This window comes from Lactococcus hircilactis, assembly GCF_009601015.1.
Classification (GTDB): domain Bacteria; phylum Bacillota; class Bacilli; order Lactobacillales; family Streptococcaceae; genus Lactococcus; species Lactococcus hircilactis.
Map to the genome: position 1 here is coordinate 133601 of NZ_WITJ01000003.1, position 19866 is coordinate 153466.

General features: G+C 41.7%; 28 protein-coding genes. All 28 read right to left on the reverse strand.

From position 1 onward, the window contains the following. Window positions 1–15: 15 nt before the first annotated feature. Window positions 16–528, reverse strand: coding sequence for a YbhB/YbcL family Raf kinase inhibitor-like protein (locus tag GHI93_RS02695; RefSeq protein WP_153495359.1), 513 nt, complete (start codon window positions 526–528; stop codon window positions 16–18). 1 nt (window position 529) lies between these two features. Then, window positions 530–1066, reverse strand: a complete 537-nt coding sequence (locus tag GHI93_RS02700; RefSeq protein ID WP_153495361.1) for a P-loop NTPase family protein — start codon at window positions 1064–1066, stop codon at window positions 530–532. Window positions 1067–1112: 46 nt separating this feature from the next. Further along, window positions 1113–1901, reverse strand: a complete 789-nt coding sequence (locus GHI93_RS02705; protein WP_153495362.1) for an SDR family NAD(P)-dependent oxidoreductase — start codon at window positions 1899–1901, stop codon at window positions 1113–1115. A gap of 15 nt (window positions 1902–1916) precedes the next feature. Next, window positions 1917–2396 carry a GNAT family N-acetyltransferase gene (locus tag GHI93_RS02710; RefSeq protein WP_153495364.1) on the reverse strand — a complete coding sequence of 160 codons (480 nt, stop codon included), beginning with the start codon at window positions 2394–2396 and terminating at the stop codon, window positions 1917–1919. Continuing rightward, window positions 2397–3374 carry a phosphoribosylanthranilate isomerase gene (gene trpF, locus GHI93_RS02715; protein WP_153495366.1) on the reverse strand — a complete coding sequence of 326 codons (978 nt, stop codon included), beginning with the start codon at window positions 3372–3374 and terminating at the stop codon, window positions 2397–2399. A 112-nt stretch (window positions 3375–3486) separates the two neighbouring features. Then, window positions 3487–4017 (reverse strand): GNAT family N-acetyltransferase, encoded by a 531-nt coding sequence (locus GHI93_RS02720; RefSeq protein ID WP_153495368.1) that lies wholly within the window; start codon window positions 4015–4017, stop codon window positions 3487–3489. Beyond that, complete coding sequence (gene hisF / locus GHI93_RS02725; RefSeq protein WP_153495370.1) at window positions 4014–4784, reverse strand: imidazole glycerol phosphate synthase subunit HisF; 771 nt, start codon at window positions 4782–4784, stop codon at window positions 4014–4016. The genes GHI93_RS02720 and hisF overlap by 4 nt, the downstream gene beginning before the upstream one ends. Next, a complete protein-coding gene (locus GHI93_RS02730) occupies window positions 4781–5236 on the reverse strand; it encodes an NUDIX hydrolase (RefSeq protein ID WP_153495371.1) in 456 nt (151 codons plus the stop codon). Before GHI93_RS02730 ends, hisF begins: the two co-directional genes overlap by 4 nt. A gap of 37 nt (window positions 5237–5273) precedes the next feature. Continuing rightward, on the reverse strand, window positions 5274–5819 hold the full coding sequence (locus tag GHI93_RS02735; RefSeq protein WP_153495373.1) for a hypothetical protein: 546 nt from the start codon (window positions 5817–5819) through the stop codon (window positions 5274–5276). Then, window positions 5816–6832 carry a 1-(5-phosphoribosyl)-5-[(5-phosphoribosylamino)methylideneamino]imidazole-4-carboxamide isomerase gene (hisA, locus tag GHI93_RS02740; RefSeq protein WP_246176996.1) on the reverse strand — a complete coding sequence of 339 codons (1017 nt, stop codon included), beginning with the start codon at window positions 6830–6832 and terminating at the stop codon, window positions 5816–5818. Before hisA ends, GHI93_RS02735 begins: the two co-directional genes overlap by 4 nt. Window positions 6833–6999: 167 nt before the next feature. Further along, the gene (locus GHI93_RS02745; RefSeq protein ID WP_153495375.1) at window positions 7000–8145 is read right to left on the reverse strand and encodes a DNA glycosylase AlkZ-like family protein; all 1146 of its coding nucleotides are present in this window, start codon (window positions 8143–8145) and stop codon (window positions 7000–7002) included. A 45-nt stretch (window positions 8146–8190) separates the two neighbouring features. Beyond that, window positions 8191–8484, reverse strand: a complete 294-nt coding sequence (locus GHI93_RS02750) for a chorismate mutase (RefSeq protein ID WP_211368872.1) — start codon at window positions 8482–8484, stop codon at window positions 8191–8193. 31 nt (window positions 8485–8515) lie between these two features. After that, on the reverse strand, window positions 8516–9445 hold the full coding sequence (locus GHI93_RS02755) for an SMI1/KNR4 family protein (protein ID WP_153495377.1): 930 nt from the start codon (window positions 9443–9445) through the stop codon (window positions 8516–8518). Window positions 9446–9486: 41 nt separating this feature from the next. Then, window positions 9487–9873 carry a hypothetical protein gene (locus GHI93_RS02760; RefSeq protein WP_153495379.1) on the reverse strand — a complete coding sequence of 129 codons (387 nt, stop codon included), beginning with the start codon at window positions 9871–9873 and terminating at the stop codon, window positions 9487–9489. 29 nt (window positions 9874–9902) lie between these two features. Beyond that, a complete protein-coding gene (locus tag GHI93_RS02765; protein WP_153495381.1) occupies window positions 9903–10814 on the reverse strand; it encodes a hypothetical protein in 912 nt (303 codons plus the stop codon). Window positions 10815–10953: 139 nt separating this feature from the next. Then, window positions 10954–11487, reverse strand: coding sequence for a hypothetical protein (locus tag GHI93_RS02770; RefSeq protein WP_153495383.1), 534 nt, complete (start codon window positions 11485–11487; stop codon window positions 10954–10956). 35 nt (window positions 11488–11522) lie between these two features. Continuing rightward, window positions 11523–11795: a hypothetical protein gene (locus GHI93_RS02775; protein ID WP_153495385.1), complete on the reverse strand. Its 273-nt coding sequence runs from the start codon at window positions 11793–11795 to the stop codon at window positions 11523–11525. A 2-nt stretch (window positions 11796–11797) separates the two neighbouring features. Next, window positions 11798–12589: an indole-3-glycerol phosphate synthase TrpC gene (gene trpC / locus GHI93_RS02780; RefSeq protein ID WP_153495387.1), complete on the reverse strand. Its 792-nt coding sequence runs from the start codon at window positions 12587–12589 to the stop codon at window positions 11798–11800. Next, entirely contained in the window at window positions 12586–12852 is a 267-nt protein-coding gene (locus GHI93_RS02785) for a DUF3977 family protein (RefSeq protein ID WP_170272372.1), read from the reverse strand. The genes trpC and GHI93_RS02785 overlap by 4 nt, the downstream gene beginning before the upstream one ends. Continuing rightward, on the reverse strand, window positions 12842–13225 hold the full coding sequence (locus tag GHI93_RS02790; protein WP_153495391.1) for a VOC family protein: 384 nt from the start codon (window positions 13223–13225) through the stop codon (window positions 12842–12844). Before GHI93_RS02790 ends, GHI93_RS02785 begins: the two co-directional genes overlap by 11 nt. Next, complete coding sequence (locus GHI93_RS02795; protein ID WP_153495393.1) at window positions 13218–13661, reverse strand: GNAT family N-acetyltransferase; 444 nt, start codon at window positions 13659–13661, stop codon at window positions 13218–13220. Before GHI93_RS02795 ends, GHI93_RS02790 begins: the two co-directional genes overlap by 8 nt. 8 nt (window positions 13662–13669) lie before the next feature. After that, complete coding sequence (locus GHI93_RS02800) at window positions 13670–14167, reverse strand: methylated-DNA--[protein]-cysteine S-methyltransferase (protein ID WP_153495395.1); 498 nt, start codon at window positions 14165–14167, stop codon at window positions 13670–13672. Window positions 14168–14189: 22 nt separating this feature from the next. Further along, window positions 14190–15164: a S66 family peptidase gene (locus GHI93_RS02805; protein WP_153495397.1), complete on the reverse strand. Its 975-nt coding sequence runs from the start codon at window positions 15162–15164 to the stop codon at window positions 14190–14192. 215 nt (window positions 15165–15379) lie between these two features. Next, a complete protein-coding gene (locus tag GHI93_RS02810) occupies window positions 15380–15949 on the reverse strand; it encodes a TMEM175 family protein (RefSeq protein WP_153495398.1) in 570 nt (189 codons plus the stop codon). 29 nt (window positions 15950–15978) lie between these two features. Beyond that, the gene (gene trpD / locus GHI93_RS02815; protein WP_153495399.1) at window positions 15979–16989 is read right to left on the reverse strand and encodes an anthranilate phosphoribosyltransferase; all 1011 of its coding nucleotides are present in this window, start codon (window positions 16987–16989) and stop codon (window positions 15979–15981) included. Window positions 16990–17008: 19 nt separating this feature from the next. Further along, window positions 17009–17752 carry a hypothetical protein gene (locus GHI93_RS02820; RefSeq protein WP_153495401.1) on the reverse strand — a complete coding sequence of 248 codons (744 nt, stop codon included), beginning with the start codon at window positions 17750–17752 and terminating at the stop codon, window positions 17009–17011. Further along, window positions 17733–18326: an aminodeoxychorismate/anthranilate synthase component II gene (locus GHI93_RS02825; protein WP_153495505.1), complete on the reverse strand. Its 594-nt coding sequence runs from the start codon at window positions 18324–18326 to the stop codon at window positions 17733–17735. Before GHI93_RS02825 ends, GHI93_RS02820 begins: the two co-directional genes overlap by 20 nt. Window positions 18327–18373: 47 nt before the next feature. Next, on the reverse strand, window positions 18374–19744 hold the full coding sequence (gene trpE / locus GHI93_RS02830; RefSeq protein ID WP_153495403.1) for an anthranilate synthase component I: 1371 nt from the start codon (window positions 19742–19744) through the stop codon (window positions 18374–18376). Between the last annotated feature and the right edge of the window lie 122 nt (window positions 19745–19866).

A 19866-nucleotide genomic window follows, 5' to 3' on the forward strand; every position in this document is an offset into this window, starting at 1 on the left:
TAGAGGTGCCCTTATCTAATCTGCACGGCTGAGGAAAGTTGCTGTTGCTCGTGCCATTATTTTTTTGTCCATTTGATGAAGCAGCTCGTTAAGCCAAAAGCCATTTTCTAATGCTAAATTTTCAGAAAGTGCATAGACGCTCAACGTATAACAATGCGCCGTGTCTGGCGGTGTTGGACCTGTATAAGTCTGCCTTAATCGCATATTCTTTTGCCCCACAAAAGGGGACGCTTGAGATGTTTTTCCTTGTAAAATGGGAGCATTCGCCTGCCGACTAAAATCCTCTGGAACACTGAGCGTCGTCCCATTTACAGGAAGATTTGCCCCTGTCCAATGAATCCAAGAAAAACCACACACAGAAATAGCATCATCATCAATCAATGTCCACGCCAGTACTTTTGCATCCGTTGGGATGTTTGAAACGTCAAATGGAAACGACACGATGGGCTGATTTTCTTCTTTTTCTGTTGCGAATTTTCCATATTTATCAGGTAAATACCCGTTTTTGAGTGCGAGAGTGATTTCCATGTTATTCTCCTTTTTTTTCGTTGTGAGCGTTCGTGAGCTGCCAGATGAGTGCTTCTTCTTCGCCCCAATCTTGTAAAATCACAAGCTTATCTGGAAAGCGATGTGCGAGTTTCAGAATTCTCCTGCGGTCACGAAGGTTGAAAGTTAAAAGATCAAATAAAAAGTTTAAGCTACGAAAAAACCCGATTTTTTGATCATCTGCTCCGTTTGGCAGACGGTCTTTCTCATTGCCCCGTCGCTTGAGTGCGCGCTTTAAGCAACCAAGCGGCTTACTCTCTAAGAAAACCACGCAATCTGACTGCTCAAAACGTGCAGCTAAGCCAACTTCTGCAAAAGTGCCATCAAGTACCCATTTTTCATTCGCCGTTATTTTTTGTTCTATTGCCAAAAATTCCGTTTTCGTGATGGGTGTCCAATTTTCCTGCCAATAATATAAATCCAAAGAAAAATAAGGAAGGTTGAGTTCTTGGGCAAGTTTTTTTGCGAGATAGCTTTTGCCTGAAGCTGTATTTCCCAAACAACTAATTTTATTTATCATTTTACTTTATTATGCACTTATTCTTTTAAAAATGCCACCGTCATCTTTAGAAAATCGTAGGGACTAGTCCGCCGTCCATGCGGAGCGCTTCACCAGAAAAGGCTGCGGCGAGCGGGCTTGCGACAAAGCTGACAAAATTGCCAATTTCTTCTGGTCTGATGAGACGTTGAATGGTTGACGTACTGCGGTTTTCAGCCATGAATTTTGCTTCGCGCGCGGACGGCGTCAAGTCTGGAAATAAACTTTCGAGGAGTTTTTCAACCCCTTCGGTCAATGTGGAACCTGGCATGACGGTGTTGACGGTCACTGTCGTGCCGGTTGTCTCACGGGAGAGCGATTTGGCGAGGCTCAGGTTCATCGTTTTCGTCATCGAATAATGTGGCATTTCTGGTGACGGCATGATGGCTGCTTCGCTGGCAATAAAAATAATTCTGCCATTGTCATTTTTCTTGAGAAGTTTTGGCAAATAAAATTTTGACAGAGCAATTCCTGCAAGCGAATTGACTTCAAAATAATGCCGCCAATCATCAAGCGTAAGCTCCTCAAAACGTGCATCCGCGAAAATTGCCATGTTATTGACAAGAATGTCAATGTCAGAAAAACTGTCAAAAAGTTGCGCACGTTGGCTATCGTCAGCGAGGTCAAATGGCGCTTCCGCGGTTTTGACAGCATATTTTTCGGCAAGTTCTGTCGCAATATTGTGAACTTCTGTCTTATTGCGTCCATTGATGATGACTGTTGCGCCTTCGCGCGCGAGACTTTCAGCAATCGCACGTCCAATTCCTTTTGTAGAACCAGTGACGAGTGCTGTTTTTCCTTTGAGTTGTAAATTCATTTTGTCTCCAATGCTCTATAAAGCCTTTGGCTTATTCTTTTCCATCAGCACTAATTTTCCGATTTTTCCATCAAAAGTTCGTGGTAACGTTTGAAAACCTGCTTTCTGATAGGCTTTCTGTGCGTGGATATTTTCCGCATTGACCGCAAGGACGCCCCTTGTAATTTCTGGGTTGATTGTGCGCGCAATAAAATCAAAAAGTCCTGTCAACGCGCTTGCTGCAATCCCTTTTCCTTGATAACGGTCATCAATAGAAAAGCCACGCAGAAGGACAGTATTTCTCCCTTGAAAACCATACATTTCCTGACTTTTCAACCAATGTAAACAGAAAAATCCAAGCATTCTGTCCTTGTCCAAAATCATGACTGGAAAACGTGCAGCATCGGTCTGACAGCGCGCTAGAACCTGCTTTGGATTGCCAGTATGTGTCGTATCTGCCAGCTGATAATTTTTGACAGCTTTGTCAAAAGCTGGTGTGTAAAGTTCACATTTCACTCAAATCTCCTTTTGTAAACGCAGCAAATCAATTCCCTTTAGTGGACAATCGTTTAGTGTGTGATAGACATGAAAGCCGTAGCGTTGATAATAATTTGGTGCATAGATGGAGAGTGTGTTGAGCGTTAGATAGTGAATATCATTGGTTTTGGCGTAGGTTTCTATTTTTTTAAGTAAGAAATGCCCTAATCCTGCTTTGCGAAAAGGTTCAGCTACAAAAAGTTGCTGAATATCTATACTCGTCCCCATCTGCCGCGCCACAAGTCCCGCCTGAAAAATTCCGTTATTTTCGATTTTAAATTGAATGGTTTGAATTGGTATCTTGAGTCCCAAATCCGCATCAAAATCGTCAAATTTTTCTGATAATCCCGCACTAAAATCTGCATCCTCAGGCTGTGACAGCGTTACATTCCAGATGAAGGTTTTGATTTTCTCTCCATCTTTTTTACCGTCCGTTTCAACACCAGAACTTACGTCAAAACCGTAAGCATTCGGGTATTTTTTGACCACTTCGGCGATATTGTCAGGCGTCAATCCACCCGCAATAAAATAAGGCAAGCTGATGTCGTCAAATTTGACAGCACTAAAATCCGCCAATTTCCCAGAACCACCACGAGGAGCGTCCAGCAGTAAGATGACATTGTCATACTCCGGAATTTTACTAAAATCTGACAGCGCCTTTATCACAGAAATATCGCCCAGCGCACGAATGTAAGCCATGTCTTCCGCACCATGGAGCTGCACCACATCAAGTCCTGCACTTTTGACAGTGTTTTTGACAAAGTCAATCGGCTCATTGACAAAAACGCCCACTTTTTTGACAGTTTTCGGCACGTCCATAGTCATTTTAGCCACGCTATCAGCACTGACAGAACGCCGAAACCCAGCACTCATGATAAATCCAACGTGCGTAGCACCCGCTTTGACAGCCGCATCTACGGAACTCTTTTCCATGTTCCCACAAATTTTTAAATTCATTAAAATGTTACTTTCTATTTTTTCTGTCAGTACTGACTTCTTCAGCGTTTCTTTTGAAATTTTTCTGTAAGTGATTGACTGTAATCCTATTTTCAGTCATTACTGCTCCTTTTTAAGCATGAAAATAGGGGTAAATGACCTTTCCCTCTACTCCAGCAAGTGCACCTGCAAGCAATTCTTTTGCCATCAGGCACTCAGGATGTGTCAGCGGAAAACCTGATGTTGCCTCAATGCCAAAGCCGTTGGATTGTTTGAAGCCTAGCTTGTGATAAAAGGCGGGATTTCCCTCGACCGTGACAGACGCATAACCTTTCACTTTTGCGGCGAGAAGTCCAATCTCAAGCATCGTTTGACCAATGCCTTGACGTTCCAAATCTTTTCTCACTGCAACAGGTGCCAGCATCATATTTTTTACCTGCTCAGCACCCGTGATGGCAAACTTCGATAGCATGAAATATCCAACAATCTCACCTGTCACTTCCGCCACAAAATCTAAATCGGGAATATGATTTTCAGACGCTCGAATCTCGCCCATCAGCGCAAGCACGTCTTCCCCCTCCTCAGCAAATGCACCTCGCACAAGTGTCTCTACTGTCTCAAGTTCATTTTCAGCAATCGGTCTGATTGTTACATCATTTCTCATTTTCCAAGTCTCCTCGCTGGAATCCCATTTTCTTGCATCGCATTTTTCACTTCGTCAACCGTTGCTTCGCCATAATGGAAAAGGCTGGCAACAAGGGCTGCATCAACATTTGTTTGCTGAAACACATCAACAATATCCTGAATGCTGCCACAACCACCACTTGCGACGACAGGAATATTGACCGCATCACATACAGCGTTGAGTTGCGCAATATCATAGCCCGACTTCGTGCCGTCCTTGTCCATACTCGTGAGCAAAATCTCGCCCGCACCAAGGCTTTCAGCCTTTTTGACCCAGTCAATCAGGTCAATACCCGTGTCCTCACGGCCACCTTTGACATAAATCGTCCAGTGTCCGTCAGGCTGCTGTTTCGCATCAATCGCCACGACGACGCATTGCACACCGAACTCGGCTGATGCGTCCGCAATCAGCTGCGGATTGGCAATCGCAGAGCTGTTAATGGCGACTTTATCGGCACCAGACTGCAAAATATGCCTGAAATCCTCAAGCGTGCGAATACCGCCACCCACGGTCAGCGGAATGCTCAGTTCCCGTGCTGCCCGTGAAATCAGCTCGTATATCGTTGCCCGATTTTCGTAAGTCGCCGTGATATCGAGAAAGACGACTTCGTCTGCCGACTGGTCTTCATAACGCTTCGCCAGCTCGACTGGGTCGCCAACGGCCTGCAAGCCTACGAAATTGATGCCTTTTACCACTTGCCCGTCTTTGATGTCAAGACAGGGGATGATTCGTTTTGTGAGTGTCATGTGTTCTCCTTTTCTATAAAATCCCTAATAGCTCGTGCGTGTATGGAAAAGAGTGGCGTAGGAAGTGCTTCCTGCACATCAAACCAGCGTAATTCGCTTACTTCTTCTTTTTGCGCCTGCAGTTGCCCTGAGAAATCACGGCAGACATAAATAATCGTCGGAAAGTAGATTTTGTCGCCGTTTGGATAGGTCAAAAAGCTGTCCTCGCCCGAATAAGCACCGAAGAGTCCAAGGTAATTTGCAATCAGACCGCTTTCCTCCAGCAATTCTCTTCGTGCAGCTTCCTCAAAAGTTTCTCCAGGGTCAATACCGCCAGCATGAATGCCCCAGCCAAGCCCGTCCGCACGATTTTGTAGCAAGATTTTGCCGTCTTTTTCGATAATCACGCCAGCACCCACGCCGATGAGGAGGGCGTGTCCAATTTTTTGACGGATGTCGTGGATATAGCTCATTTCAGCACACTTTCTAGTAAGTTTTCATATTTGTTATTTATTTTTTCTTTTGTCTTTTGTTCCCTAGCCATTGTAAGACAAAGAGAACAATAACGAGTCCTGATAATATCCATAATACAGCAAAAATAAGGTTCAATGTGGCTAATAGAGGGTAGGCGTCATCATGTTGCGCAAAGCTTAGAACTTGTACAAAGGTCATGTTTTCATAAGTTGGACCGCCTCGCTGGTCGCTGATTTCAAAACAAACTTCATCAACTGGCTTTAATTTTTTGAGTTCACTTTTACTGTATGGATTCCGATCATCACTCGGCTCAGCTCGTCCTAAATCCTTGTCAAGGGGATTTACATGGTACACGTCCCCCTCTAAGGCTGTTCCAACTTTTGGATACCAGCAGGCATCCACTATCTCAGAAATTTCTTGAGAGCTTGCATTTGAGTAGTCATAATAGGGAAGCCGAGCATGATAGAAAGCACCAAAAAGAGAAGCAGATAAAGAAATTATGAAAATAATAACTGTCCCAATCATGAATTTCTTAAGACGTGTTGCTTTGTCCTTTTTCTGAACAGGTTTTTCTTCTTTCAACTTTTCAACACCTTTTCCAAGTCAATTTTCCCTTCGTAATAAGCTTTACCGACGATAATGCCGTAAAAATCGGCTTTCTGTGCTTGTTTGATGTCAGTTGCATCTTTGACACCACCTGAAACAACGAAATTGAGTTTCGTTTCGCGGGCAATTTCTTCGTAGAGTGCAAAATTCGGGCCTGTCAGCGTGCCATCTTTGGAAATGTCTGTGATGACCGTCGTTGTCACACCGATGTTTTCCAGCTCATGCAAGAAGTCCAAATAAGGCGTGCTGGAGGTTTCAAGCCAGCCAGCAGTTGCGACGTTGCCGTCTTTGATGTCAACACCAACGACAATTTTTTCTGCGCCATATTTTGCCAAAGCAGCTTTCAAAAAAACGGGATTTTCAAGGGCTGCTGTGCCTAAAATCACGCGTGCGAGCTTGACGTCATCAAGATAGAGACTGACGGTTTCGAGGTCACGGATGCCACCGCCCAGCTCGATTTTGAGTTTGGTGGCTTGTTTGATTTTGCGAATCGTTTCAAGATTGGCGGTCGTGCCAGCTTTGGCACCGTCCAAATCCACGAGGTGCAGGTATTCTGCACCCATTGTTTCAAATTGTGCAGCGAGTGCTTCTGGCTGGTCGCTATAAATCGTTTTCTGGTCGTAATCGCCCTTGTAGAGGCGGACGGCTTGACCGTTTTGCAGGTCAATGGCGGGGATGATGTGGGTCATGAAATTTTCCTTTATATAATTTTCCAGCTCCGTGTCATTCATGGCTTTGCCACGGAAAGTTTGTATTTGGTCAATGAGTTTGAAAATAGACAATGCTGTCAACCCTGTCATAAAAAGCGTGATTAGAATGGTTATCCAGAGAGGTTTTGCGCCAGAAACGAGTAGATACCAGCTGCCAAGCGTGATGATGGCGAGAAATAAAATCAAAAGGCCGTAGGCAATCCAAAAGGAAATCAACCATTTGAGCGACGATTTTTCACGCTCATTCACAAGAATAGCGACTTTTCCGACAACTACCATAACTGCCAGTATGAGGCAGGCGTGTGTCAGTCGGTCAGAGATCGCTGGGTGACTTTCGTGAAGTGTTAGCCAGAAAATGCCGTAGAGAATGGCTAACGCTGATAATATCAGCCAGAAATACAGGTTGCGGTGAATGAATTTTGAAAACATTAAACTCCTTTGCTAACTCAAATTTGATTGTATCGTGCGACTTCTTTTTCTATCTTCGCACGGATTTCTGCTGTATCATAGCTTTCATTTTCAAACCAAAGATTTTTGATTTGAAGCGTGTTGTTGCGGGATTTATCGCGGTCAGGTTCTAAACGACCGATAAAGCTGTCGCCGTAGAGAATAGGCAGCACGTAATAGCCGTAAAGCCGCTTCTCAACAGGTTTATATACTTCCAAGACATAGTCAAAATCAAAAATTTCTTTGATGAATTTTCTGTCCCAGATGAGATTGTCAAGTGGAGCGATAAATCTGAGCTGATTGTGTGTTCCATTATCTGCACAGATTTTCACGAGTTTCTGATAATTTTCTCTGGTCAGATACAGCGGTGTTTTCAGGTCTTCTACGGTGATTTTGACAATTTTATCAAACTTTTCGAGCCGTTCTAGGGCAATTTTTCGGTCTGTCAAAAAATGTCCTTGCCATGCTGCGCCATTTTTTGCCCAATAAGCGCCCAGTCCTGACAAACGGCGCAGGACATACCAATCAAGGAAATCGTCAAAATTGTCAAAAGCATTTTCTTGCGGTAAATAGGTGGAACTTTTGTAGAATTTCCGACGTTCGTTGCGCTCAGCGATGACAGCTTCGCCCTTTGACCAGAGATAGGTCAGGGCAATATTGCCAAGGTCGGCAGAGCCCCAGCGACTTGTCGTTGATTTTCCGAGCTGGAGGTCTTGAGCAGAAAGCGGACTATCACTTGTGGTGAGTTTCTTTTTGACCTCTTCAATCAGGGCGAGTGCTTCCTCTTGCTTGCGGTAGCGAATCGTCGCCAATGCACCATTGCCAGAAGCCTCACGAATGTTGGCAAATGCCGTCCAATCCTGCGTCGGGTAAATGCTGAACTCTTTGTCCCAGCCCTCCATGAGCGTGCCGTCGCTGTAAAGGAGCTTACGGAGCAGCTCAGGATGATAGTCAGAAATCCGACTCGCAAGGATAATGTCGGGATTTGTCCCGATGATGTTCAACGGGTCTTGCTGGAGGCTACCAACGTGAGTGATATAAGCGAGAATGCCAGTTTTTCCCTTGCCGAAATTGTCCAACTGATCAAGCCCGTAATGGGAAATGAGAAAATGACGAATTTGTTGCTTGGTAAATGTTATTTGCATAGCTTTCCTTTTTCCAAATTTGACAGAAATTTTTTGATAGTTTTGTCAAAAATTATTTGTTTCAAATTCTGCCTGCTCAGCTTCTGTGAATGCTGAAATCATCGCGCGGTATATTTTTTCAATCAGTGCTGGGTCCGTTTGATTTTCCTCAGCCAGCGCACGAACCTTTGCGATAACAGCTTCTACACGCTGCGGTGCTTGCACACTAGCTGTGTCTGTCTTGAAAGCTGCTGCCTCGCCGACGAAAACCGCGCGTTCTCCTAACAGCTTGACCAGCTCTCGGTCAATTCTGTCAATGTTTTCACGCACTTCTGCTAAATTTTTTGATTTCATTGTCATTTTTTCCTCCTATCAGCGCTGATAGTTTTTTCTACGCTTTCAACAATTCTCTAAGCGTGTCATGAATATGAAATTCATTTTCAAGCGCTTCATTTGTCTCAGGAGAAGCTTGCCACGCGATAATCTTGTCAAACAATCCGCTGAGTGAATCAGCAAGAACCACCATATTTTCCTCGTCACGTCCGTAAATAATGACTTGTCCTTTCACTCCTGCCATATCGGGGTCAAAATCAAGCCCGATAAAATTTCCCCCAAAATCCTCAAAAACAGGCAACCATTTCGGGTTAAAATAATCTGTTTTAATGGCATTTTCTGGTGTTGATGTCATGTCGCTTGTAAAATCATAAATTTCACGTTTGACGTCGTAGTGTCCATTTGGCAAAACGGTAAAATTTAATCTGTCCCAATCATAGCTTGCTTTTTCAAGCTCGTAAATCTCTCGTGCCAATGCAAAACTTTCTTGCTTAAAAGCGTCTGTCGTCTCCAAAATTTCTCGCTCATTCTCAGATTTTCCCAATTCATAAAAATAAGGGCCACCAAGACTATTCGGACTCACATCAAATTCCAACTTTTTCCAGCGTGGTTTTGCCAGCAATCGTTTCTTGGGTGTGAGGGTCAGATAATGCGCCACAATCTTGTCAAGCACCTGCTTTGAAGACGCAGGATTCTCGACATAAGGATTTTCAGGTTTGGCATAACTTTTTGCAAAACGCAGCTCACGAATCATTTTTTCAGTCGTCACCAGCCCATCACCAAAGAAAACCCCATTCCCATCACTTTGCCCGTCTGAAAACGCATAGAGTTCCATAAAATCTTCAGGTAAACTTTCTCCCAAAAGTTCCGAAATTTGAGTCATGTTTTCTGGGATAGCAGGAGCCGTAAAAGCCCCAACTTCTTCGTCTTCTTCGGCATTTTCAAACTTCTCATTTGCCACGATTTGTTTCAATTTTTCTACTATCATTCTTTTCCCTTTTTTCTGTCAGTACTGACAGCTTGTTTATACTACCAGTTCCAGAATTTTAAATTTTCAAAATGAGTTATTTTCAAATTCAAATTTAAGGCTATTTTTTCACCTTTCTCTTTTTCTAACCTTCTATTTTTGAGATCTTCTTTCGTAATCTTACGAATCCATCCAAGCGCTGGAAAATCAGGCGCATCAAATTCCCATATTTGTCCACATTCTTTGCAAAGAAACCATTTATCGGAAAACCACTCTTCTATTTCGTTTTCGCCAATATAAATGTGATAAGGTAACTTCACTTCAACGTCTTTAAACAAGTTTCTTCTCACTTTTTTCTCAAAAAATGATTTATATTCCAGAAAGTTTCTTTCAGAATCTATTTTAACACCCCTACGCTCTTCACAATCACAAACCATTGTTTTCCCCATTTCCTTTCTATCAGTACTGACAGCGTTTATTATCTGTATTTTGTCATCCAAGCATTGTAAAAATCATCATGTAATTCTTTCAACTGGCGAAATGACTGATTTTCTCTGAAATTTTCTTGGTTGATTTTGCTCCACACAAAGGGACTAATGCTTTCTTTCACGCTCATTTTTAGATTGGCATCCCATTTTTCATAAGCATTTGCTAAGGCAGTAAAATCATCTCTGTCAATACTATTTCGCAGTTTCAAACAAAAATTAAGATACTTTTGGATGCGTTCAGCATCTGTCAGCGGTAAATGTTCAATCAGCTCTGACAAAAACTCATCTACAAGGAAAGCGTCAAAACTATCAGCTATTTCATCAAAGTAAATTTTTTCTTTATCGTAAGCCAAATATTTTTGAAGTTCGACATCATAAACATAATACCAATCAGGTGTTTCACCGACTAAATATTCATGTCTGTTTTGCCAAGTATAATTTTTCTCTATCAGCTCATTTGTCCCAAAAAGCTGATAAGCGTTGATATTTATCCCATTTATATGTCGCAAAAAATCAATATATTCAGGGGCAAGAAGATCTCCAGTTCCGCCAAATTCATGCCAAAAGGTATACTGAAAATGGCTGATTTCTTTATCTTTAGCACCCGCATTGAGTGGTGAAAGTCGTTTAAGATAGGTTTTCTTATCCTGTTCAAGTCGTATCTGATAACTGACTTGATTTTCATGACCTAATTGCTGGATACGCTTTTTCTCCTTTTTCCTACGAGAAAGCCCAACCAGAAACCAGCCAGCAAAAATGATGAGATAACAAACGAGAAAATAAACCATGAATTTTGTCGAATAGACCGCTGGCGACACAAAAGCTAAAAGACGCCAGATTGCAGCGGCTGCAATGAAGCACCAAAATGCACTCTTCAAAATGAAAGCTATTTTTGATTTCATCCTTTCCCTCCTTAATGAAAATCCTCTATTTTTTAGCAATCACCGTCAAAATAAACAGCCCGCGGCAATCTATCCGCTAAAATCCGTGCCACTGTCGTCTTGCCAATACCCATCGGACCGCCGATGAGATACAAATTTTTCAATCTCCTATACCATACTTTCTTAACTTTTTGCGCAATTCTTGCAGTTCAGGCGTATGCCTGACTAACTCCTCATTGAGAAAATTACATATTTCATCATTTTTCTCACAAGGTAAGTGTAGCAAAAGCTCTCGATTCAACGTTTTATCCTTTGGATAGCTTGAAAAATATTTATAACGCATTCCTTCCTTTCCAATCACATCCAAATAATAGGACAGACCTCCACCATTAGGCAATGGTAAGGAATTAATCTCAAAACGCTCAATATCTGCCCATAGAAAAGGAAGATTTTTAGGACAGTTCTTATTTCCTAAAAAAAGATTTCGATAACGAATACCCACGTCATCAATATCAACTGTACGAATTGTACCAATAATCATCAAAGAAAGACATAAAAAGAAAAATGCAAAAAACCAGCCACCAGGACCTAACGCTGCCATAAAAAGCCCCATACCGATACCTCCTATCAGTATCATAGCAAGTTTTCCACTCACAAAAGTTTGATGATAAGGGAGTTGATAGACTTTGTTCATTTCATACTTTCCTTTCTTACTCTTTTTAAAACATGTCAAATTTGATAACGTTTCTTTGGGAAATGCTCTCTGATGTCGAGAATCAACTTTGTCGTCTCTTCATAAGTGCATTCATACCACAAACTTCCCCGTTCACTTGATTTCCAATGCCATACACCATCATCAAACCATATTTCAGTCAGCGGATCCCAGCCAAGTAATAATCTATCACCAAACACTCGGATAATCTGTCCGTAATGATTAGGAAATTTAGGGACACCATCTAAAGCAGCAGAATATAATTCGTTAACGTTACTGATTTCGCTCATTTTCACTGCCTCTTTCTCGCAATTTTTAAATTCTTTAGCGCCTTTGCCACATTTCCAGATTGCATCAGCGCGGTGCCGACCAAAATCGCGTTGAAATCAGGTGCCAAAACTGTCGCTTCTTGCGTACCAAAGACGCCCGACTCCGATATATAGACCGTTTCAGGCTTGAAATCGTGAAACAAATCCAAGGAATTTTGCAGACTGACCTCAAAGGTTTTGAGATTGCGATTGTTCACGCCGATTATTTTAGCGCCAAGCCCGTGCGCAATGTCAAGTTCCGCCTGATTGTGTGTTTCCACCAAAATCTCCAAGCCAAGATTTTCCGCATACTCATAAAGCTCTTTCAAACGATTTTCATTTCCCTCAAAGCAAGCAACAATCAGTAAAATCACGGTCGCACCAGCCCAAACCGCGCGTCTGATCTGCTTTTCATCAATGATAAAATCCTTGTTCAACGTTGGAATCGCAACATTCGCTGAAATTTCACGCAAATAATCAATCTCGCCCTTGAAAAACACAGGGTCGGTCAACACCGAAATCATCGCAGCACCTGCTTGTTCATAACTTTTCGCCTGCGCCAGCAAATCAACCTCAGTATTGATGTCGCCAAGTGAAGGCGAAGCTTTTTTGCACTCCGCAATAATCTGCAACTCAGCCGTATTTTCGTACAAAAAATCATACAACTTGTAAGTCGCACGGACGTTGCCGAAATCACTAAACTCCGCCATTTCAGCCACTTCACGTGCTTTTTCAGACATTATCGTCTCTAAAAATTTTCCTGGTTTGATGTTCATTGATGACCCCATTTCCCAACTACTACTTTAAAATTATTTCTTGTTTTCTTTTTGACCGCTAGATGTGGTTTTTGACGATCTAAAACAAGGACACGTTTTCCCAACCAAATCCTGACATAATGCGATTCTATCTGTTTAAGTTTGAGTCGCTTTTTCATCCGATCTTCCGTCCCATCATCATGCTCAATTTCCAGACTTTTCCCAAAGCCAAAGCGGTTGTAATCCAGATCAAAGCCAATTTCTATAAAAATTTTATTCGCCATTTGTGTGTGCCGCCCCATTGTGACATACTGCCTCGATCCGATAACCGTCAGGATCAATGACAAATGCCGCATAATAGCCATCGTGGTAACTTTCTCGATATCCAGGTGCACCATTATCTCTTCCACCATTGGCAAGCGCTGCGCTGTAAAAAGCATCCACAGCAGCGTTATTTTCCGCTTGAAAAGCCAGATGAAAGGGATACGGCGTGCCGTTACCAAACCACAAATAACCATCACGCGTCTCTCCCGTCTGAAACGTTAGTCCATAAGCATTTTCACGAAAAAGCACGCCTCCCAAAGGGCGCAAAACCGCTGTATAAAACGCTTTTGTCCGTGCCAAATCCTGCACATGAAGATCCATGTGATCAATCATTTTTTACCCTCCTTATCATCACAAAACTAATGCCATCCACAGGATTCATCCTTTTTTCACCTGTTTTCACAAATCCCACTTTTTCATAAAATGAATCCGCTGGTGGACGCGCCGACACAGTGCATTTCTCAAAATCAGATTCCTGAAGTTCTTGAAAGAGTGCCTTCACAAGCGCAGTACCAATCCCTGCTTTCTGCCTGTCCTTTTTGATGGCAAAGGCACAAAGCTGCGCTGTTTTAGGGGCTTTCACAAAATAATTCAGACTGCCAATCAGCTTTCCATTCTCAACTGCTCCAAAAAACTGATTCTCAGTTTCATAGCTCAAATTCTCATCATAGATAGAAAAGCCCCAAGGTTGTCGTAAAATTTCATCACGCAACTCAAGTGTTTCTTGATAAAGCGCCATATCGCGCGATGTGTAGCGAATGATTTCCATATCTTCCCTCAAAATAAGTTTAATTGCTCAGGCAAATCAACACCTTCCAACGCCAATAAATACCGTTTTGCCGATAAACCACCGGCATAACCCGTCAAACTTCCACCAGCGCCCAGCACCCGATGACAGGGAATAATCACAGAAATCGGATTGTGTCCGACCGCGCCACCAATCGCCTGACCTGATCTTATCCCTAATTTTCTCGCGATTTCCCCATAAGTTGTCGTTTGACCCGCTGGAATTTCACACAAAATCTGCCAGACTTTATGCCGAAATTCCGAACCCTCTGGTGCAAACGAAAGCTCCATAATTTCAGGCTTTTCTCCAGAAAAATACGCGTCTAACCAGTTTTTCGTTTGCTCAAAAATCGGTAAATCTTTCTCTTCAAATGCTGCTATATCTGGAAAATATTTCTGATTTTCCAGATAACAGCCCGTTAAACTCACCCCGTCAGAAGTCAGCAGATACAGTCCCAAAGGGGAATGGTAACGTGTTTTATAGTTCATTTTTCTCCTTTTCTCGCAACTCTCAACCTTTTAAAATTTTGAGAGATAAAGTTGCCGTATCAACACTCACTTCGCCACCCAGCGGAAAAGTAAAAATCGGCTGCGTGTGTCCAAAATCAACATCATAAATCACTGGTATTTCTTGCAATATCGGATATTTATCTAAGATGAAACGAAGCATTTCCTCAGACATTTCACTTTCTTTTGGAAAGCGTCCCAACACAAGTCCCTTTAAGTCTGTGTTGATTTGTAAAAACTGCGCTAATAAGCGGTCAAACTCTGTATATTCGCCCTCTTCAGCTTCTTCAAGAAAAGCAATCGGAGCATTGATTTTCCTAAGATATTCTGTTCCTGCCTGTAAACCATAAGTTTGGATATTTCCACCAATAATCGTCCCTTCAGCTTTCCCATGATGGTAAACCTTCCATTCATTTTTCAGCGGATGACGGGGCAATGTTGGGTCAAACCAAGAATCACTCGTATAAACATCATTTGCCGACAAGTCATAAGAAGTCGTACCAGAGACCGCTTTTAACCATTCTTTTGTTTGAAATTCTTGAAGTTCATTCATTTTAAACGAAGAATAGGCAGGCGAATAGTAAGTAACCAAGCCTGTTTTTGCAAAAATCGCATTGTGCAGACTTGTCGTATCGGAATAACCAAAGAAAAATTTCGGATGTTCCTGCACGAGCTGCCAATCAATATAAGGCAGGAGTTCATTACAATTAAAACCGCCAATCGTTGTCATCACCGCTTTGACATTTTTATCTGCAAAAGCATCGTGAAAATCTGCTACACGCGATGCAATGCTTGCCGAAAACAAGCGGTCATTTTCATCAATATGTGCGCCAAAAGTAACGGTAAAGCCAAGTGCTTCCAAACGTTCTTTAGCAATGCGGTTATCTTCAAAGCCACCAACGCGCGCCATACTTGAACTCGGTGAAATCACGCGGATTTCATCACCTTTTTGTAATTTTACTGGATAAATTTTTTGCATAAAATACTCCTTTTATGTGATTTGATTTCTAAACTCACAACATCCTATAAAATGATGAGATTTTTTTAATTCTTACGATTCTATTTTGTTCAAAAAGTATCACGTGCTTTTCCGTGCTTTTTTCTTTTCACTTTTTGAGCATCCGCTAACGCGACGAATCTGTCAGTACTGACAGATACTTTGAGTTTTCTTTCCCATGTTCTGGCAGCTTTTGCTTAATTTCCTTGTGTTTTTGGGGCTAATTGCATAAAAATAGCCATGATTGAGAAAAAAAGTACGGTTAAAAGCACATAAAATGGCCAAATCCAAACAATCACAAATCCCGAAACAAGCACGAAAAGGGAGAGCCGTCGATAAAAGCCACCATACGGCCGCGACAGCCCTTTAATATGCGGATTTTCGCGAATCAGCTCAAACTCTGTCAAATTATAGGAAACTGACCAAAGCGTGATGACGATAAGGTAGAGAAATTCAGGAATAATCCCACTCGGCTGACTTCCGACAAATGCTGTGACCCACGGAAATAAACTCATCGAAAAAATCCATAATCCCGTCCACCAATAAATCCGCACGTTGATCGTTTTCACCTCACGAAATAGTGCATGATGATTAAACCAAACCGACCAGATCATTAAAAAGCTCAGCAGGTAAGCAAAAAAAGGCAATCCAAGATCTGTCAGTGCTGACAGACTCGCATTTTTTGGTCGCGGCAAATCCAGCACCATAATCGTCGCAATAATTGCCACAATTGCATCTGTAAAAGCTAAAAATCGCTCTTTTGCCATCTCAAATCTCCTTTTGACCGGCAGTATTTTTACTCACCGACTTGCTCTTTTTGTAAAGCTCTGAGTTTTTCAAGCGCTGCGCCATTTGCAATCACGTCGCGCGCAAGACTAATTCCTTCTTTAATCGTTGAAACTTTTCCCGCTGCATAAAATCCTAGTCCAGCGTTGAGCACTGTTGTTTCAAGATAAGGACTGGCGCTATTTTTGAGGACATTCTCAAGGATTTTCGCATTTTCAGGGGCTTCGCCTCCACGAATATCATTCAACGTCACTTCTTCCATTCCCAAATCCGCAGCAGTAAATTCATGCAGGCTGATGTCGCCATTTTCTAAAAGTGCGTAGTGATTAACACCAAAAAGTGTTGCCTCATCCACATTATTTTGGCCTGTGATGACAATGGCGCGCTTGCGTCCAAGTCCTTTCAAGACCTCAGCCGTTGTTTGCAATAAATCTGGACGACTGGTGCCCAAAAGTTGTGTTTCAAGTGGTACTGGATTGATTAACGGCCCTGTCAAGTTCATGATTGTAGGAATTTCAAGTTGCCTGCGAACAGGTGTAAAATATTTCATGGCAGGGTGCAGATTTTGTGCGAAAAGAAAGACCAATCCAATCTTATCAAAAACAGCGGCCAATTTTTCAGGAGAAAGATAAAGATTAATCCCTAGCGCTTCAAGAACATCGGCAGAACCTGATTTGCTGGTAATTGAGCGATTGCCGTGCTTTGCCATGTGTACACCTCCCGCAGCAAGGACAAAAGCGGCGGTTGTCGAGATATTAAAGCTAAAACTCCGATCTCCTCCTGTGCCACAATTATCCATTGCATCTGTAAATTGTGTCGGGATCGTTACTGCTGCACGTTGCAAAGCTTTCGCAAGTCCTGTGAGTTCTGAACTTGATTCACCTTTCATTTTTAGGGCAACAAGGAAAGCAGCGATTTGGACTTCGCTAAGTTCGCCTTGGATAATGCTGTTGGCGAGCATATTCATTTCATTGACGGTCATATCACGGTTTTGCATGACTTTTTCGAGTTCATTTTTCATTTTTATCTTCTTTCTGAAATTATTTTTTTCTTAATTTGGCAAAAATGCTTTTGGAATGAGGCGTTAATTTTCCGCTGAGATAAAATTCTCCTGTGAGAATATCTCCGACGTCTGGAAGTTCAGCAAAGAATTTCAATGACGCGACAACATCAATTATTCCCACGATACTTTCTGTTTTCAACCAGAGAAATTTTTGATTCGTCCATTCATTTTTTAACACTTTACGTTCAAGTATTTTTCCAGCAAATCCTGCATTGGGTGAGCCATTAAAAGAGCCATAACTGATATAATAATTGCTGCTATACTGATATTTTACCTTTTCTTGACTTGCATAATAATCTTCTTCGCTGCGAAAACTGCTAATTTTTTCAGGAAAAGCGGTTAACTGTAAGTTAAAGTCTGTTTTTTTATCTGCTTTTAGGTTGGCAACATTGACACAATCAAAAAATATCGGCGTGCTCTCTTCTTTTGTTTGAGCATCAATACACCAAACGCCAAGTACCGCCTCTAATTTCCCTTTGATTTCATCACTAACTTCTTGATTCATTCTGACGTTTATTTTGCTCTCACCATCAAAATGCGGAGCAAAACCTTGCTGTTTTGTGACAGGATCTTTAAAAAACCACAAACTTGCACCACTTTTAGACTGAGCAATACTATAGTTTCCTACGGTAATGCTTGATCTTCCAAATGCTGGGAGAAGTGCTTTAAATGCCTCAAAATTTTCAACTTCAAGACCAATATCAGCGATGTGTGAGACCATTTTTATTCTCCACTGTTTTCACAAAATTTTCAATCATTGTCATGCCATCACGTGTGCCAATGCTCTCTGGGTGAAATTGTAAGCCGTAAAGTTGCAGTTTTTCATTTTCAATCGCCATGATTTCGCCGTCGTCCATCGACACTGCTGTGATGGCAAAATCTGGTAGGGCTTGTTTTTCATCCATAACGATGGAGTGATAGCGCATCACCTCAAATTCATTCGAAAGATGATCAAAAAGAACATTTTTTGACGTTTGTTGAACAAGAGAATTTTTCCCATGCATGACGTGGTGAGCGAGGCGAAGTTTTCCTCCAAAGACCTCAACCATGGCTTGAAAACCAAGACAAATTCCAAGCATCGGCTTTTTCCCTGCAAATTCCCGAATCATCTCCTCCATTTTACCAGCATCTATCGGCCAGCCTGGACCAGGTGAAAAGATCAAAGCATCTGCCTTTTGAGCAACATCAAATAAAGTCTTATCGTCATTGCGTAACACCACAAGATCAACAAAACTCCCCAAATATTGTGCCAAATTATAAGTAAAACTGTCGTAATTATCAATAATTAAAATCATCATTTTCCTTTCTCATCTCGATCCATGTCAAAAATAAAAGCGCGGTGTCATTCTCCGATCTCTAAAAGCGCCTTCGCTTTATTGAGCGTTTCTTGGTACTCACTTGCAGGATCAGAATCATAAACAATTCCCGCACCCGCCTGAACATAAGCCGTTTGATCTTTTAAGACCATCGTCCGAATCGCAATCGCAAAATCACAGTTCCCATTTTTGGTCAAATACCCAATCGCACCACCATATATTCCTCGTTTTTGCGTCTCAAACTCGTAAATCCGATGATATGCTCGATTTTTTGGTGCTCCTGATAGTGTCCCTGCTGGAAGTGTTGAAATTAACGCATCCATCGCTGTGTATTCTGTTTTGAGTGTTCCTTTGACCTCACTTGTGATGTGCATAACATAACGATACTTCTCGATTTCCATAAAATGCGTCACTTCAACCGTGCCATATTCGGAAATTTTTCCGATATCATTTCGTCCTAAATCTACTAACATCCGATGTTCTGCACATTCTTTTTCATCATTTTTCAATTCTTCGATAAGCTTTTGATCTTCCTCGTCCGTTTCTCCACGTTTTCTTGTCCCAGCAATCGGGTTCGTTGACACAATCCCATTTTGGACCGCAACGAGGCGCTCAGGAGAACAGCCAATAATATAAAATCCATCAAATTCTAAAAAATACATATAAGAAGATGGATTTTCAATCCGAAGTCCCCGATAATAATTAAAAGCATCTCCAAAAAAATGCGCACTTAAACGCTGTGATAGAACAATTTGAAACATATCTCCTTGTCGAATGAGCGTTTTTGCTGCTTTCACTTTTGCTTCAAAATCTTCTTTAGTCATCTGACTTGAAAACGTAAGTTTTTTGTTCTGTGCAAAATGATTTTCCAACGGACTCAAAACATTGAGTGCTTCATATTTTTCTGTCAGTGCTGACAATAATTCCTCTTGCGTCCGATGACTATACACATCGTCCTCAACGAGCAAAAGTGTCTCTTTTTTATGGTCAAAAATGACATAACTTTCATAAAGCATAAAATATATATCTGGTGTTCCAATTGGGTCTTCAAGTTGCTTTGAAAAATCAATGTGTTCATAAATGCCATAAGTATCAAAGCCAGCATACCCAATCGCACCGCTTGAAAAAGGAAAACCATCTTGTTTCTCTTGCGGCTGATTTACAAGTGATTCGATGGTTTTAAGTGGATCAGTCGTTTCTTTTACTTCTCCATCAATCGTGAGTATCTGATTTTGAAATTTAATGTGATGCACAGGATTCACAGCAATGATTGAAAACCGAGATTTTTCATTTTCTCGCGGAATGGATTCTAACATTACTTTATTTTTTCCTTGTAAACGCAAGTAGATTGAAACTGGCGTGAGAACATCTGTTTTTATTTCTTTTGTTATTTTCATTTTTAAGCTCCGCTTTTCATTTTTTTATTTTTGAATTTACTTTTGAGCGTTGCCATCGTCTTTTTAGGGGAAATTTTTTCATGTGTTTTGTCCATGTTCTAATAAGAAATCAAAAAAAGTCC

Coding starts and splice junctions, on each gene's coding strand:
- GHI93_RS02695 (WP_153495359.1), bottom strand. CDS start 528: ATGGAAATCACTCTCGCACTCAAAAACGGGTATTTACCTGATAAATAT.
- GHI93_RS02700 (WP_153495361.1), bottom strand. CDS start 1,066: ATGATAAATAAAATTAGTTGTTTGGGAAATACAGCTTCAGGCAAAAGC.
- GHI93_RS02705 (WP_153495362.1), bottom strand. CDS start 1,901: ATGAATTTACAACTCAAAGGAAAAACAGCACTCGTCACTGGTTCTACA.
- trpF (WP_153495366.1), bottom strand. CDS start 3,374: ATGAATTTAAAAATTTGTGGGAACATGGAAAAGAGTTCCGTAGATGCG.
- GHI93_RS02720 (WP_153495368.1), bottom strand. CDS start 4,017: ATGAGAAATGATGTAACAATCAGACCGATTGCTGAAAATGAACTTGAG.
- hisF (WP_153495370.1), bottom strand. CDS start 4,784: ATGACACTCACAAAACGAATCATCCCCTGTCTTGACATCAAAGACGGG.
- GHI93_RS02730 (WP_153495371.1), bottom strand. CDS start 5,236: ATGAGCTATATCCACGACATCCGTCAAAAAATTGGACACGCCCTCCTC.
- hisA (WP_246176996.1), bottom strand. CDS start 6,832: ATGGTAGTTGTCGGAAAAGTCGCTATTCTTGTGAATGAGCGTGAAAAA.
- GHI93_RS02745 (WP_153495375.1), bottom strand. CDS start 8,145: ATGCAAATAACATTTACCAAGCAACAAATTCGTCATTTTCTCATTTCC.
- GHI93_RS02750 (WP_211368872.1), bottom strand. CDS start 8,484: ATGACAATGAAATCAAAAAATTTAGCAGAAGTGCGTGAAAACATTGAC.
- GHI93_RS02755 (WP_153495377.1), bottom strand. CDS start 9,445: ATGATAGTAGAAAAATTGAAACAAATCGTGGCAAATGAGAAGTTTGAA.
- GHI93_RS02760 (WP_153495379.1), bottom strand. CDS start 9,873: ATGGGGAAAACAATGGTTTGTGATTGTGAAGAGCGTAGGGGTGTTAAA.
- GHI93_RS02765 (WP_153495381.1), bottom strand. CDS start 10,814: ATGAAATCAAAAATAGCTTTCATTTTGAAGAGTGCATTTTGGTGCTTC.
- GHI93_RS02770 (WP_153495383.1), bottom strand. CDS start 11,487: ATGAACAAAGTCTATCAACTCCCTTATCATCAAACTTTTGTGAGTGGA.
- GHI93_RS02775 (WP_153495385.1), bottom strand. CDS start 11,795: ATGAGCGAAATCAGTAACGTTAACGAATTATATTCTGCTGCTTTAGAT.
- trpC (WP_153495387.1), bottom strand. CDS start 12,589: ATGAACATCAAACCAGGAAAATTTTTAGAGACGATAATGTCTGAAAAA.
- GHI93_RS02785 (WP_170272372.1), bottom strand. CDS start 12,852: ATGGCGAATAAAATTTTTATAGAAATTGGCTTTGATCTGGATTACAAC.
- GHI93_RS02790 (WP_153495391.1), bottom strand. CDS start 13,225: ATGATTGATCACATGGATCTTCATGTGCAGGATTTGGCACGGACAAAA.
- GHI93_RS02795 (WP_153495393.1), bottom strand. CDS start 13,661: ATGGAAATCATTCGCTACACATCGCGCGATATGGCGCTTTATCAAGAA.
- GHI93_RS02800 (WP_153495395.1), bottom strand. CDS start 14,167: ATGAACTATAAAACACGTTACCATTCCCCTTTGGGACTGTATCTGCTG.
- GHI93_RS02805 (WP_153495397.1), bottom strand. CDS start 15,164: ATGCAAAAAATTTATCCAGTAAAATTACAAAAAGGTGATGAAATCCGC.
- GHI93_RS02810 (WP_153495398.1), bottom strand. CDS start 15,949: ATGGCAAAAGAGCGATTTTTAGCTTTTACAGATGCAATTGTGGCAATT.
- trpD (WP_153495399.1), bottom strand. CDS start 16,989: ATGAAAAATGAACTCGAAAAAGTCATGCAAAACCGTGATATGACCGTC.
- GHI93_RS02820 (WP_153495401.1), bottom strand. CDS start 17,752: ATGGTCTCACACATCGCTGATATTGGTCTTGAAGTTGAAAATTTTGAG.
- GHI93_RS02825 (WP_153495505.1), bottom strand. CDS start 18,326: ATGATTTTAATTATTGATAATTACGACAGTTTTACTTATAATTTGGCA.
- trpE (WP_153495403.1), bottom strand. CDS start 19,744: ATGAAAATAACAAAAGAAATAAAAACAGATGTTCTCACGCCAGTTTCA.